We start from the raw sequence: 14,264 nt of genomic DNA, 5'->3' as shown, positions 1-14,264 counted from the left end.
ATGGGACGTGACCTCTCGGCTCTCTTCGACCCGGTTTCCGTCGCCGTCGTCGGAGCCAGCGACGACCCGGCCAAGTACGGGCACGCCATCGCAGCCCAAGCGGTCCGCGCGAACGGCCGCCGCCCCGTCCACCTGGTCAACCGGCGCGGCGGCACCGTCCTCGGCCGCACCGCGGCTCCCAGCCTGAGCGCGATCGGGGAGCCCATCGACCTCGCCGTCGTCTCCGTGCCCGCCGCCGGCTTCGAGGACGCCGTCGACGAGGCGCTGCGGTGCGGGGCCCGCGCGATCGTCGCGATCACCGCCGGGTTCGCCGAGACCGGTGACGCCGGGCGCGCCCGGCAGGAGGCCGTCGCCGAGCGGGTGCGCGCCGCCGGCGCCGTGATGGTCGGGCCGAACTGCCTGGGCCTGGCCGACAACACCACCGACCTCTTCCTGGCCTCGGACACCTTCACCCCCGGCGGGGTGGCCCTGCTGAGCCAGAGCGGCAACCTCGCCCTCGAACTGCAGCTCCGCTTCGGCCCGCACGGCCTCGGGTTCTCCCGGTTCGTCTCGCTCGGCAACCAGGCCGACGTCACCCTCGTCGACCTGCTCGCCGACTGCGCCCGGCACGAGGGCACCCGGGCCATCGCCGTGTACGCCGAGGACTTCGGCGACGGACGGGCCTTCGCCGAGGCGGCCGCCGACGCCGGGAAGCCGGTCGTGCTGCTCACCGCCGGACGCGGGGACGCCTCCGCGCGCAGCGCCCAGTCGCACACCGGGGCGCTGACCACCTCGGCCGACGTGGTGGCCGCCGCGTGCCGGGACGCCGGCGTGGACCTGGTCGCCACCCCGCGCGAACTCACCGTCGTCCTCGCCGCGTTGCACGGCGGACGCCGGGCCGCAGGCCGCCGGGTCGCCGTGCTCACCGACGGCGGCGGCCACGGCGTCATCGCCGCCGACGCCGTCGAAGCCGCCGGGCTTTTTGTGCCCGAACTCGGCGAGCCGACGCAGCAGCGGCTGCGCGAGGCACTGTGGGAACAGTCGGCCGTCGCCAACCCGGTGGACCTCGCCGGCATGGGCGAACAGGACCCGGACTCCTACGCCCAGACCGTCGCCGCGCTGCTGGCGGCCGAGGAGGTCGACGCCGTCCTGATGACCGGGTACTTCGGCGGCTACGCGGCCGCCGAGGGCGGACTCGGCGGAGGCGGCACGGCCCTCGCCGACGGGGAGAAGGCGGCGGCACGCCTCATCGCCGCCCGGCATCGCGCCACCGCCACCCCCCTGGTCGTGCAGTCGATGTATCCCGACTCACCCAGCTGCCGCACCCTCGCCGCCGCCGGCATACCCGTCTTCTTCGCCACCGAGGACGCCGCCCGCGCACTCGCCGCCACCGCACCGGGCGCACCCCACACCGGTGTGACACCCCTGCCCAGCCCGGCGGCCCCGCTGCGGGAGACCGGCTACCTGGAGACCCGCAGAGCCCTTCAGGCGGCCGGACTCGCCTTCCCCGCCGCCCGCGAGATCCGCGACGAGAGCGAACTGCTGGCAGCCGCCGGGGAGTTCGACGGCCCCTACGTCCTCAAGGCCCTGCATCTGCTGCACAAGTCCGATGCCGGAGGAGTGGCCCTCGGCCTCGCCGGCCCCGACGAACTGCTCGCCGCCTTCCGGGAGATGCACGCCCGCCTCGGCGCCCCCTCCTACTCCGTGGAGGCCATGGCCGACCTCAGCGACGGCATCGAACTGATCGTCGGCGTCAACCGCGACCCGCGCTTCGGCCCCGTCGCCATGGTGGGCCTTGGCGGAGTGCTCGCCGAGGCACTGCACGACACCGCCTTCACCCTCGCCCCGGTCCCCGCCGACCACGCCCTGCAGCTGCTACGCCAACTGCGCACCGCCGTCCTGCTCGACGGCGTGCGCGGCCGCCCGCCCGTCGACGTCGACGCCGCCGCGGCCGCCATCGAGGCGATCACCGCGTTCGCCGCCGCCCACCCCGAGATCGCCGAGATCGAGGTCAACCCCCTTCTCGTACGGCCCGACGGCGCCCTCGCCCTCGACTCCCGCGCCGTACTCGCCTGACCGGAGCCGTGCTCGCCCGGCCAAGCCTTCCTCGCCTGACCGAGCCGTACTCGTCCGGCCAAGCCCTACTCGCCCGACCGACCCGGAAGAGGTCTTTCATGGACATGCGCTACACCCCCGAGCAGGCCGACCTCAAGCGTCGCGCCGCCGAGTACGCCCGCCTGCTGATGCGTTACGAGGACCAGTCCGAGCAGGCCGGCGGGCCCCTGCCGCAGGAGCTCGTCACCGAACTGACCCGCGCCGCGATGGACGCCGGGGTCTACGCCATCAACATGCCCGCCGAGTGGGGCGGGGCGGGCCTGAGCCTGCTCGACCAGGTCATCGTCGAGGAGGAGTTCGGCAAGGTCACCAACTGCCTGTGGGACATCCCCTGGCGGCCGGCCAACGTCCTCGCCCACGGCGACGAGCGGCAGCGCGAGATGTACCTGCTGCCGGTGATCCGCGCCGAGCGGTTCGACGCGTTCGCCGTCACCGAGCCGGGCGCGGGCTCCGACCCGTCCGCCGGCACCTCCACGGCCACCCGCACCGACGGCGGCTGGCTGCTCAACGGGGAGAAGTGGTTCGTCACCTGCGGCGACATCGCCGACTTCCTGTTGGTGCAGGCGGACGCCGGTCCCGAGAAGCTGCCCACGCTGTTCTTCGTCGACAAGGCCGCGCCCGGCGTGCAGATGACCCGGCTGCCGCACTTCATGCACTCCGCCGTCAACGGGCACCCCGAGTTCACCTTCACCGACGTCTTCGTCGCCGACGAGGACGTGCTCGGCGGCGTCGGCAACGGCTACGAGCTGACCAAGGAGTGGTTCACCGACGAACGCCTGATGATCGCCGCCCGCACCGTCGGCGCCGCCGAACGCGCCCTCCAGCTCGCCCGCAACTGGGCCGTGGAGCGCGAGCAGTTCGGAGCGCCCATCGCCTCGTACCAGCTGATCCAGGGCATGCTCGCCGACTGCGCCGTCGACATCGCCGTCAACCGTGCCTACACCCACCAGGTCGCCTGGGAGGCCGACCAGCCCGGCACCGACCGCAAGACCCTGCACGCCAAGGCCTCCACCGCCAAACTCGCCGCCAGCGAGGCCGCCGGCCGGGTCGCCGACCGCTGCCTGCAGATCTTCGGCGGCCGCGGCTACGACCGCACCTACCCCGTCGAGCGCATGTACCGCGAGCTGCGCGTGGACCGGATCTGGGAGGGCACCTCCGAGATCCAGCGGCTGATCATCGCCAACGAGCTCATCAAGCGCGGCACCCGGGCCCTGGCCCTGCCCACGCACTGACACCCACCCTTACGTACCGCACAGCGAGGACTTCCATGGACTTCCGCCTCACCCCGCGCCAGGTTCAGCTCAAGAACGAGGCACGCGCCCTCACCGACTTCATCACGGGCTACGAGACCCAGTGCGAGGAGGACAACGGCCTGCCCGCCGACGCGCACGCCACGATCCGCGACGCCGTGCTGGACGCCGGGCTCCAGGCCGTCAACATGCCCGCCGAATGGGGCGGCGCCGGCCTCACCATCGCCGAGCAGGTCACCGTGCAGGAGGAGCTGGGCCGGCTGACGGGCGCCCTGTGGGACATGGTGTGGCGGCCCGCGAACGCGCTGCGGTTCTGCACCCCCGAGCAGCGCGAGCGCTTCCTCGTCCCGGTGATCAAGGGCGAGCGGCGCGACTGCTACGCCGTCACCGAGCCCGGCGCCGGCTCCGACCCGCAGAACCTCGCCACCACCGCGACCCGCAACGACCGGGGCTGGGTGCTCAACGGCGAGAAGTGGTTCGTCACCGTCGGAGACCACGCCGACTTCATGATCGTGCTCGCGGCGGCAGGACCGGACCGCGCCCCGACCCTGTTCCTCGTCGACAAGGACACCCCCGGCATCGAGATGACCCGGGTCCCGCGCTTCATGCACACCTTCGTGTACGAGCACCCCGAGTTCACCCTCACCGACGTCCAGGTGGGCGAGGACGCCGTCCTCGGCGGCATCGGCAAGGGCTACGACATCACCCGCTCCTGGTTCACCGAGGAGCGCCTGATGATCGCCGCCCGCACCACCGGCGCCGCCGAGCGGGCGCTGGAGCTGTCCCGTGACTGGGCCGTGGAGCGCGAGCAGTTCGGGGCGCCCATAGCCTCGTACCAGCTGATCCAGGGCATGCTCGCCGACTGCGCCGTAGACATCGCGGTCAACCGTGCCTACACCCATCAGGTCGCCTGGGAGGTCGGCAACTCCCCGGCCGAGGACCGCAAGACCCTGCACGCCAAGGCGGCCATCGCCAAGCTCGCCGCAAGCGAGGCGTCCGGCCGGGTGATCGACCGCTGCCTGCAGATCCACGGCGGCCGCGGCTACGACCGCGCCTACGCCGTCGAGCGGCTCTATCGCGAACTGCGCGTGGACCGGATCTGGGAGGGCACCTCCGAGATCCAGCGGCTGATCATCGCCAACGAGCTCGTCAAGCGCGGCTCGGGGGTCCTCAACCTGCCCACCGCCTGACGCGCACCGACGCAGACCTGAAAAGGAGACAGACGGATGACGGACATCAAGCGCGTGGGGGTCGTCGGCTGCGGGCTGATGGGCGCCGGAATCGCCGAGGTCTGCGCACGGGCCGACGTACCGGTCACGGTCGTGGAGCGCGACGCCGAGGCGGCCCGGGCCGGCCGCCTGCGCATCGGCCGCTCGCTCGACCGTGCCGCCGCACACGGCAGGCTCAGCGCCTCACGACGGGAGGCCGCCGCGGCCCTGATCACCGTCGTCGACGAGTTGGACGCCCTGCACGACCACGACCTGGTGATCGAGGCGGTGGCCGAGGACGAAAACCTCAAGGTCGACGTCTTCGCCCGCCTCGACACGGTGGTCGCCGGCGAGAGCACCATCCTCGCGACCAACACCTCGTCCATCCCGGTGATCCGGCTGGCCGCCGCGACGAGCCGCCCCGACCGCGTGGTCGGCGTGCACTTCTTCAACCCCGTGCCGGTGCTGCGGCTCGTCGAGCTCGTGCCGTCGCTGCTCACCTCACCCGACACCGCGACACGGGCCGAACAGTTCGTGACCGGCACCCTCGGCAAGGAGGTCGTACGGACCCGGGACAAGGCCGGCTTCGTCGTCAACGCGCTGCTCGTGCCCTACCTCCTGGCCGCGATCCGCATGGTGGAGTCGGGCAGCGCGAGCGTCGAGGACGTCGACCGCGGCATGGTCCTCGGCTGCGCGCACCCGCTCGGCCCGCTCGCCCTGACCGACCTGATCGGCCTGGACACCACACGGGCCATCGCCGAGTCGCTGTACGCCGAGTTCCGCGAACCGCAGTACTCGCCGCCGCCGCTGCTGTCCCGGATGGTGGAGGCCGGACTGCTCGGCCGCAAGTCGGGCCGCGGCTTTCACGCCTACGACGAGGAGGCTTCACGACAGGCACCGGCACGGGCGTGACCTCCGTGAGGGAAGATGGTCACGACCAACGGGCACCGGACGAGGGGAGCCGCAACGTGCCGACCAAGGTGCGCACGGCAGACACACGCGAGCGCATCCTGACCGCGGCGTGCGAGGTCATCGCCGACATCGGGTTCGAGAAGATCCGGATGCGGATGGTCGCGGAGCGGGCCGGGGTGTCGACGGCGCTGCTGCACTACCACTTCGACACGCGCGAGAAGCTGTTCACCGAGGCGATGACCCACTCCTTCGCCAACACGGCCGTCGACGTCGAGCGTGACGCGGAGACGGCCCCGGCGGCGGTCGTCCTGGCCCGTATCGTGCGCAGCCTGCTGCCGGCCGACCCCCAGCTCCACCAGGACTGGCGGCTGTGGCAGGAGCTGTGGGTGCGGGCCCTGCGCGACGAGACCACCCGGGTCTTCGCCGTGGACCTGTACGCCCAGCTGCACGGCTGGGTGTCCGACGCGGTACGACGCGGCATCGCCTCCGGCGAGTTCACACCGACCGACGTGGACGACCTCAGCACGCTGGTGCTGTCGCTGAGCGACGGCTACGGCATCCGCCTCATGCTGCGCGATCCGACGGTCACCCTCGACTCCGCGGTCGGCGCCATCTGGCGCCATGTGTCCGCCGCGCTCGGAGCGCCGGCGGTGCCGCCCACCTCGTGAGCCCGCGCGCGCCGGTCACAGGCCCAGCGCCCCCCCTCCGGGGACAGGGGCTGCTCGGTCCGGACGGTCTTGCGGTTGCGACCGTCGGGTGCCCCACCGCTCGAACAGCTGGGCCACCGGGAACAGACCGCGTCCACCCTCGTCGGTGCTGCCGGTCTGGCGCAGACGGGGAGGTGCTGCTGGAGTCGGAGCGGGCCGGAGCCGTTGTGGCTGTGGTTGAACGAGTCGGGGCTGCCGTTCCAGCCGGCGTCCTGGGCGCTACAAGCCGGCGGCTGTTCTCCTCCGTGAGCAGGCGACGCTTGGCCCGCTCATCGACGCGGCAACGATCACCCGAGCCGACCAGCTGTTCACCCGACTCAGCTCCCTGCTCCCCAAGCGCTGAGCTGAGTCTGTCCTGAGCGTCGCCCTGCCCAGCGCCCTCCCCATACGGACGCTCGCGGTTGAGGAGTACTACGACACTGCGCTAGACGCCATCCGCTTTCCGAACGTGATCGTTTAGTTCGGGTGGGTGGGCATGAACTCCCGTTCGTGGCGGGAGTGATGGGCGTGGTTCGTCCGCTGGTCTGGTTCGTGGAGGTCGCTGGTGGCGTCGGTGCTCGGTCTGCTGGAGGCCAGGGAGAAGAGGGTCCGGGAAGAGATCGCGCGGTTGCGGGAGGAGGCCGAGCGGGTGCAGGCCGCGCTCGGTGAGGCGGAAGCTGTGCTTCAGCGGCTGGTGGACGCCCGGGTGACAGTGACCGAGGTACTGGCCGGGCCGCCCTCGGTCGTCCCGGAGCCGATGGGAAGCGCGGTGGCGGGTTCGACGGTGCCCCGGCGGGAGACGGGCATGGCGGCGACAGCCCTCGCGCCGGACTACCAGCGGATCCTGTCGGTGCTGGAGTCTGAAGCGGGCCGGGAGGGCATGCGCTGTCAGCAACTGGCCGTCACTCTCGGGCTCGAGGCCGTCCCGGCGAAGGTCGAGGGACTGCGATCGAAGGCGAAACGCCTGGTGGAGCGGGGATGGGCACTCCAGGTGCGGCCGGGAGTGTTCACCGCTCTCGCGGTGCCGGCCGTCTGAAAGCGCCGGGGCGGCGTCCGGCCAGGCGACCGCTCATGAGCATGGTCATCGACCACAGCACCATGGCTTCGTGCATGGCCGGCAGTGTTTCGTAGTCGCGCACCAGGCGACGCGAGCGCATCAGCCAGCTCAGCGTCCTTTCCACCACCCACCTGCGCGGCAGCACCACGAACCCCACTGTGTCATCGGTGCGTTTGACGATCTGAAGGGTGAGCCGGGGCTTCTCGCGGGCCCAGTCAACGAGCCGGCCGGCATAGCCGCCGTCCGCCCACACCAGGCGGATGGAGAAGTACTCTCGTCGCAGCCGCTGAAGCAGCGGGACGGCGGCGTCGCGGTCCTGCACGCTCGCCGCACTCACCGCGACGGCCAGGACCAGGCCGAGGCAGTCCACCACCAGGTGTCGCTTGCGGCCGCCCACCTTCTTCCCGCCGTCCCAGCCGGACGTCGAGCGCGGGATGTTCACCGCCGCCCGCACCGACTGGGAGTCCACGATCGCGGCCGTCGGGTCCGCCGTGCGGTCCTCCTTCTCCCGGACGCGGTCGCGCAGCCGGTCGTGGAGTTCAGCGAGCAGCCCCGTGACCTGCCAGCGGCGGGCGAAGGCATGCACACGCCGATACGGCGGGAAGTCCGCGGGCAGGTTGGCCCACTTCACACCGTTGTCCACGACATAGCGCACCGCGTCGAGCATCCAATGCCACGTAGTTAAGGGCGAGTTGGCAGTGTCAAGGGTGAGGTGAGAAAGAGGAGACCTCTGCTATTCAGGGGATCGACCAAGATCTACCTGAGGAAGCAGAGGCCCTGTGGCTCAGTCTGTCACGGGCGGAACCGACGTGTTCGCGCCTGGTCATATCGGTGAGTTGACGCAGGTCATCCCACTCGAGCTGGTGGATGCAGTGCTGGACGAGACCGGGGCTCGCGAGCGACGACTGCGAAGTCTCCCCTCACGCGTCGGGGTGTACTTCGTACTCGCGCTCGGGTTGTTCGGGCACCTGGGAACCGGCCTGGTGTGGGGCAAACTCGTGGCCGGACTGACCGTCATGGTGCCGCGACCATCGGAGAAGGCACTTCGCGATCTCCGTCGGCGGGTCGGCGTGGCCCCGCTCAAGCAGCTGTTCGACGTGCTGGCCGGCCCGCTGGCCCAGCCGTCCACGCCCGGAGTGCGTTACCGCTGCTGGCGCACGGTCGCCTTCGACGGCTGCGGGAGCCTGAACGTCCCCGACCACGAACGCAACTGGTCCTGGCTCGGCCGAACCCAGCGCCGTCACGGTCCAACGGGCTACCCCCGGCTGATGCTCATGACTCTGTGCGAAACCGGCACCCGCGGCCTGATCGGCGCCGTCTTCGGCCCCGCCAGCAAGGGTGAAACCGACTACGCTCACGACCTGGTCGGCCACCTGACCTCGGACATGCTTGTTCTGGCGGACCGCGCCTTCGACAGCAACAGACTGCTGGTAGACATCGCGGCTCAAGGGGCCCAGTTCCTGATTCGCGCCACCAGCGTCCGACGCCCGCCGGTGCTGGCACTGCTGCCCGACGGCTCCTACCTGACCCGGATCGGTGACCTCTCGTTGCGAGTGATCGAGGCCGAGGTCCGCTCCCGTACCGCCGACGGCGGCGTGTTCGGCGGGACCTACCGCCTGCTGACCACACTCACCGACCACTCCAGCGACCCCGCCGACCACCTGGTGCATCTCTACCACGAGCGTTGGGAGATCGAGATCGCATACCTGGCGCTCCGTCACACTCTGCTCCAGGGGCGAGTCCTGCGTTCGAAGGACCCGGTGGGGCTGACGCAGGAGATGTGGGCACTGCTCACTCTCTATCAAGCCCTGCGCTCTGTCATGGTTACCGCGGTGGAGACGGCATCCGGCTGCGATCCCGACCGAGCCGCTTTCACCGTCGCTTTGGAAGCCGCCCGCGACACGGTCATCAGCTCAGCCGGATCCACTCCCGCCGCTGAGCCGATCATCGGTTGCGACCTGGTGGGACGCATCGGTGCCCGCGTCCTCCAGACGCTGCTTCCCGGCCGTCGGATGCGGCTGTCCACCCGCATCGTGAAATGCGGAACCTCCCGCTACAACAACTGGAATCGCGATGGTCGATCTCGCGGCAGCACGTCGATCACGACCATCGAGATCAGCGTTCGTCCACCGGGCCTCACCGGCACGCATGCCCGACACAGGGCTGACTCCGGCCGCTGGGACAGGGTCTGCCAGATCTTGGCGATGAACTCCAACGAGTCCATGCACGCCCGTGAGATCGCACAACGCCTCGGCCTCACCGTTACGGGACGCATCCTCAGCGGCTTCAACGCGCAACTCTGCTACTGGGCCCGAAACGGACGGCTCATTCGTACGGCACCGAGCACCTACAAGATCACATTCCCTGATGGCTTGACACCGCCAACTCGCCCTTAACTACGTGGCATTGGTCGAGCATCACGCGGTGGCAATAGCCCTCCGGCCGCCCGCCTCGCCCCTCCAGCCAGGCCGGAACCGGAAGCAACGGCCGTACGACCCGCCACTCCGCCTCCGTCATGTCGGAGCCATAACTCGCAGTGCGGTCCGGCCGGTCCGCCGCATTGCCGAACCTGTGCGCGAGACAGTCACACGACGGTGGCAGCGAGTTGGACTCCACGCACGCGGACGCGAAAGACTGCGGCAACAGGGCCTCCTGGTGCTCGGTTGGGATCGCACCCCCGAACTACCAAGAGGCCCTGCTGCCATGCGTCGGCCTTCCCGCGATCACCCGATCAGGAACCCTGTTCGACCAGCCCAGCCCCGTGATCGATAAGCGGATGGCGTCTAAGCGACGACTGACTTGAACCCGCGAGGCCCTTCAGCGGCTCTTCTAGGGCGGCTGAAGGGCCTCGCGCTAGTTCAGAGAAGTCCTGGATGTCGTCTGGGCAGGCTAGGGCCCGGAGATCGGCGAAGCCCCGAGACCAAGGTCTCGGGGCTTCGAGCTGACCTCGTCCGCACAGGCACCAGTGCAGCCCGACGAGCATGTCGGAACCTCCAAAGTGGCCTTTGACCGGACCGCGGACCCTGCTTGGGGAGGTATGACCAGGGCGGGCGGCTGCAGTACACCGGCCGCACCACCACGCTGCCGCGCGCGGCCGGCCGCGCCGTTGCACGTCAACATGCTGAACTTGACAGAGAAACTCCCCCTGATGACCATCGATCCCGCCCGCGGCAGACTCACAGACGAGCGCTGAGACGGCTGCAAAACTCTCTGAGTGGGCGTTGAGTCCGTTTCTGGTAGCGGCCACTCAGGGCACCCTGAAACGTTCTAGGTACCGCCGTGGCGCTGCGTACCCCAGGGTTGGAGTTCAGTCAGCTTCGACCCGACGGGAGGCGTCCGCATGCGCGGCGCGATAAGAACCGTATTGGGCATGGCCGCCACAGGCATGCTCGTTCTGGCGATGAGCGACCCGGCAGCCGCCGCCACGATGGAGTACGACACCGCGGTGAAGGACACGACGTCGGTCAACGACTACTACTGCGTGGTCAAGGACGACCTCTGGACCACCGCCCGTGCCTGCTTCAAGCCGTCCGGCGATGTCCTTTTCGCCGGCGACGAATTTAAAGACGGCGCCTCCGCCACCACCGAGTGGCAGAACGAGCTCCGTGACAGCAATGGGAACTGGGGGCTCTACCGCAACGGAAAGTGCACGTGGTCGGGCGGTTCCGGCACCCAGGGGTCCTGCAACAAGGAGATGTACGAGTACAGCAGCAAGAACGCCCACGGCGGCGTGGGCAGTCGGGTGCGGGTCAAGGCATGCCTCGGCGACTCGTGCAGCTCGTGGAGCCGTTGGATCCTCAACGCCTGAGTGAACCTCTTTCATCCTGCGCCGTGGGGATGAAATGGGCTGGTCAGGTGGGGTGACATGGCGAAGCCCCTCGTCGTTGGTGTGGTGATCTCACTCAGCACGCCATCGGCCGGGGGGCTTCGTTGGTTCCGTATCCTTCCATGCTCGACGTCCCGTATGAGCTGGTTGAGCACGTCTCGTGGCTCATCTACGCCCGAAGGCATGAACTTCGCACGCGTTGGCGGAAGTTGGGGTGCTTCAAGCAAGCCCTGCTGGTGCTGGCCCATCTGCGGAAGAACGAGACCCTCGCCCAGCTGGCCGCCGGCTTCGGAGTATCGGAAGCGACAGCCTGGCGCTACGTCGGCGAGACCGTGGAAGTGCTGGCCGCATGGGCACCGGGCCTGCACGAAGCCCTCGTCGGTCTGGGAGAGGGCGACTTCGTCATCGTCGACGGGACACTCATCCCCACCGACCGGATCGCGGCCGATGAGCCGTACTACTCGCAAAAACACAAGAAGCACGGCATGAACGTCCAGGTCATCACGCGTCCGGACGGCACGCCCCTGTGGTTTTCCCGGGCAACGCCAGGACGCACCCATGACCTGACCGCAGCCCGCGCCCACGGCATCGTCCAGGCCTGCCTCACCCGCCAGATCCTCGTCCTGGCCGATCGCGCCTACCAAGGCGCCGGCGCCACCGTCCGCACCCCCTACTACGGCCACCGCGAACTCCCCGAGCACTACCAGCAGTACAACCGGGACCACGCCCGTCTCCGCGCTCCGGGCGAACGCGCCTTCGCCCGCCTCAAGTCCTGGCGGCTGCTACGACAAGCCCGATGCTCGACCAACCGCATCGGCAGAGTGGTCGCAGCAGTCCACACCCTCCTCACCTGCGAATACGCAGGATGAAAGAGGTTCAGTGGGCATTTGATGTTGATTCGCGCCGACCGTTTCAACATACTTTGCCTGGTTTGATTACCAACGCGCATGGCCTGAAACGCCTGGAAGCTCCCTACCAGTAGGGAGCTTTCATCCCATTGCTAAACGAGACGGAATTCGAGCGGCGTGTGCGAACTAAACGGGCGGTCCGATCGACACTTCGGAGTGTGCGAATGCGCTCCTACAGGGCGAAGCGTCATGAAAGCTGCTGGCCTCAAAGGTGATACATGCCTCTGAACATCCCTAAACGCCCACTGAGGGGACGTTAAGTCCGTTTCTGGTAGCGGCCTCGTCGGGGTTGGGTGAGGAAGCCTTGGCGGGTGAGGCGTCCGAGACGAGCGCGGGTGACGTTGACCGATGCCTCGTCGGTGGGCATGCCGAGGAGTTCGTGCAGCTCACGGGCCCGGAACTCCCGGTCGGGGTGCTGGTTGAAGGCGCTCACGATGGCCTGGTAAGCGGTGCTCGTCTCGGGTGGTTCGGATTCGCCTCCAGCCGGCGTGAGTTCGGCGATGATCTCCCGGGCGGTGGCCAGGTCCGCGAGGCGCGCTTCGGTCTCGGCCAGGGGTTGCGGTCAAGTGCTCGATCTGGTCGCGTAGTTCACCGGCCCGGGTCGTGGTCTTGTCGTGCCGCGCCTGGAGGTCTGCCAGGAGCTCGATGATGTTCATGCGGCCAGCTGGAGGATGTCGCGCCAGGTGGCGGCGGGTGTGGTGAGGCGGCGGGTCATGTTCGCGATGGAGGCCCAGTAGACGCGCGAGGCGGAGGTGTCGGGCCGGTGGTCGTACTCGCGGGCCAGCCGCCGGTGCAGCATCAACGTGCCGTTGACCTGCTCCACAATCCACCGCTTCGGTTGCGGAACGAAGCCCTTTCCCTGGTCTTCGGGGTTGCGGCGGACGACCTCGACGTTGATGTCCAACAGGACGCCGTGGATCACGACTTCATCCTTGAAGCCCTGGTCTACCAGGGCCTTCTCCAGGCGGTTGCCGCACCGCTCGGCGGCCTGGTCGAGCAGGGCGGCGCCGGCGGTGTTGTCGTGAGCGGAAGCGGCCAGCACGACTACGCCGATGATCAGCCCGAGAACGTCAACTGCCAGTCCCCGCTTGCGGCCCGACACCTTCTTGTTGGCATCCAGTCCCGTCGTGGTCTTCGGGACACCGGCGGCCGCGCGGACGGACTGGGTGTCGATGATCACGAGGGACGGGTCCTCTAATCGGCGGGCTCTCTCGCGCACCTGGCAGCGAAGAAGTTCCTGGATCCGCTGATCGAGTCCGTCCTCGCGCCACAGCCCGAGGTAGGAGAACACCGCTGACCAGGACGGGAGGTCGTGGGGCAGATAGCGCCACTGGCAGCCCGTCCGGTTCTGGTAGAAGATCGCGTTCACGACCTCCCTCAGATCGCAGGCCCCGGGATCGCCGGTCGCCGACCGTGCCACCCGGTCCTGCTTCCAGGCCGTAATCATCGGCTCGTTCAACAGCCACTGCTCGTCCGGCAAGTCGCTGAGGTACGCCTCTCGCTCCATGCCCAGCATCTCGGCATGGACATGCCCAACCGGTGGCCCGTGCGGCGATCAGTACCACGATCGAGCGATCACGAACCGAGGAAGATCGGAGTTAACGTCCACTGACGTCCCCCCAAGCGACCAAACATCCGGCTCCCCCACTGAACTGCCGAACCAGGCGGGAGACTCGCACCGTGGAGGGGAGCTGTCGCGACGGCCCGGTCATGGGGCCGCCGGGAGTCGTGTCCTGGCGCAGGTACGCTCTGCCAACCGCGGCATAACCGGGCACGATGGGTGCCATGGAACCCCATCTGCCGACGGTGACCGTGCGGTTGTGGCATACCGGCGCCGTCGTCCTGTTCGACTGGTTGATGAGTACCGATCTCGACGCGGTGCCCATCACTCATCCCTCGCAGAAGCAGGCCCCTGGTCGTCCTGCTGAGTCGGTTGGAGTCCGACGTCGATGCCGACATCGCCGGTTCGACGAGCGAGGAAATCGCCACCGCGCAGGCGGAGGTGGCCCGGGACACGGGCTGGTAGGACCGCTCAACCGCGACACCACGCCCCTGCCGGGCCGGCTCGACGAGCTCTCCCACAGCGGGCTGGCACCGCTTGCCGGTGGCGCCGGAGCCCTGTGCAAAGACCAGCACGCCGTCGCCCAACTGATCACAACCGTCCACAGCTCGGGCGTCAACGAGGGCCGCATCACGGACGTTACTGAGTTCGGCGCTTGGGAGTGACGATGGTGGGGCGAGGGAGTCGCCCCTGGCGCGGCGTTCACTCCGTCTCGACCTGGCCGAGGTGTGCCTTTTGATGGGTACTGGACCTGCTTACTGA

The 14,264-nt window shown here is 69.1% G+C and carries 12 protein-coding genes and 1 pseudogene; 10 read left to right on the top strand and 3 right to left on the bottom strand.

Features of this window, described 5'->3' with window-relative positions; all coding sequences use genetic code 11:
• The 6 genes from OHT76_RS42480 to OHT76_RS42455 all read left to right on the top strand — a co-directional run bounded on the left by OHT76_RS42480 (position 1) and on the right by OHT76_RS42455 (position 7,186).
• Complete coding sequence (locus OHT76_RS42480) at positions 1-2,055, top strand: acetate--CoA ligase family protein (RefSeq protein WP_328876214.1); 2,055 nt, start codon at positions 1-3, stop codon at positions 2,053-2,055.
• 98 nt (positions 2,056-2,153) lie between these two features.
• On the top strand, positions 2,154-3,326 hold the full coding sequence (locus tag OHT76_RS42475) for an acyl-CoA dehydrogenase family protein (RefSeq protein WP_328876213.1): 1,173 nt from the start codon (positions 2,154-2,156) through the stop codon (positions 3,324-3,326).
• 35 nt (positions 3,327-3,361) lie between these two features.
• A complete protein-coding gene (locus tag OHT76_RS42470) occupies positions 3,362-4,534 on the top strand; it encodes an acyl-CoA dehydrogenase family protein (RefSeq protein ID WP_328876212.1) in 1,173 nt (390 codons plus the stop codon).
• A 36-nt stretch (positions 4,535-4,570) separates the two neighbouring features.
• On the top strand, positions 4,571-5,464 hold the full coding sequence (locus tag OHT76_RS42465; RefSeq protein ID WP_328876211.1) for a 3-hydroxybutyryl-CoA dehydrogenase: 894 nt from the start codon (positions 4,571-4,573) through the stop codon (positions 5,462-5,464).
• 56 nt (positions 5,465-5,520) lie between these two features.
• The gene (locus OHT76_RS42460; RefSeq protein ID WP_328876210.1) at positions 5,521-6,132 is read left to right on the top strand and encodes a TetR/AcrR family transcriptional regulator; all 612 of its coding nucleotides are present in this window, start codon (positions 5,521-5,523) and stop codon (positions 6,130-6,132) included.
• Between the two features lie 583 nt (positions 6,133-6,715).
• Positions 6,716-7,186 (top strand): hypothetical protein, encoded by a 471-nt coding sequence (locus OHT76_RS42455; RefSeq protein ID WP_328876006.1) that lies wholly within the window; start codon positions 6,716-6,718, stop codon positions 7,184-7,186.
• Here OHT76_RS42455 and OHT76_RS42450 read toward each other — a convergent pair.
• Entirely contained in the window at positions 7,158-7,874 is a 717-nt protein-coding gene (locus OHT76_RS42450) for an IS5 family transposase (RefSeq protein WP_328876209.1), read from the bottom strand. The genes OHT76_RS42455 and OHT76_RS42450 overlap by 29 nt on opposite strands.
• Before the next feature lie 112 nt (positions 7,875-7,986).
• Between OHT76_RS42450 and OHT76_RS42445 the strand changes: the two genes are divergently transcribed.
• The 3 genes and pseudogenes from OHT76_RS42445 to OHT76_RS42435 all read left to right on the top strand — a co-directional run bounded on the left by OHT76_RS42445 (position 7,987) and on the right by OHT76_RS42435 (position 11,902).
• Positions 7,987-9,603, top strand: coding sequence for an IS4 family transposase (locus OHT76_RS42445; RefSeq protein ID WP_328876208.1), 1,617 nt, complete (start codon positions 7,987-7,989; stop codon positions 9,601-9,603).
• A gap of 974 nt (positions 9,604-10,577) precedes the next feature.
• On the top strand, positions 10,578-11,015 hold the full coding sequence (locus OHT76_RS42440) for a hypothetical protein (protein ID WP_328876207.1): 438 nt from the start codon (positions 10,578-10,580) through the stop codon (positions 11,013-11,015).
• Between the two features lie 81 nt (positions 11,016-11,096).
• Positions 11,097-11,902, top strand: a pseudogene (locus OHT76_RS42435) (transposase family protein).
• A gap of 295 nt (positions 11,903-12,197) precedes the next feature.
• Here the strand turns inward: OHT76_RS42435 and OHT76_RS42430 are convergent.
• Positions 12,198-12,374 (bottom strand): hypothetical protein, encoded by a 177-nt coding sequence (locus OHT76_RS42430; protein WP_328876206.1) that lies wholly within the window; start codon positions 12,372-12,374, stop codon positions 12,198-12,200.
• Positions 12,375-12,593: 219 nt separating this feature from the next.
• Positions 12,594-13,448 carry an IS5 family transposase gene (locus OHT76_RS42425; RefSeq protein WP_328876205.1) on the bottom strand — a complete coding sequence of 285 codons (855 nt, stop codon included), beginning with the start codon at positions 13,446-13,448 and terminating at the stop codon, positions 12,594-12,596.
• Between the two features lie 278 nt (positions 13,449-13,726).
• Between OHT76_RS42425 and OHT76_RS42420 the strand changes: the two genes are divergently transcribed.
• Positions 13,727-14,167, top strand: a complete 441-nt coding sequence (locus OHT76_RS42420) for a hypothetical protein (RefSeq protein WP_328876204.1) — start codon at positions 13,727-13,729, stop codon at positions 14,165-14,167.
• Positions 14,168-14,264: the final 97 nt, after the last annotated feature.

This window comes from Streptomyces sp. NBC_00287, assembly GCF_036173105.1.
GTDB lineage: Bacteria > Actinomycetota > Actinomycetes > Streptomycetales > Streptomycetaceae > Streptomyces.
Note: the sequence above shows the minus strand (reverse complement) of the source record. Positions and strands in the feature narration are given on the sequence as shown.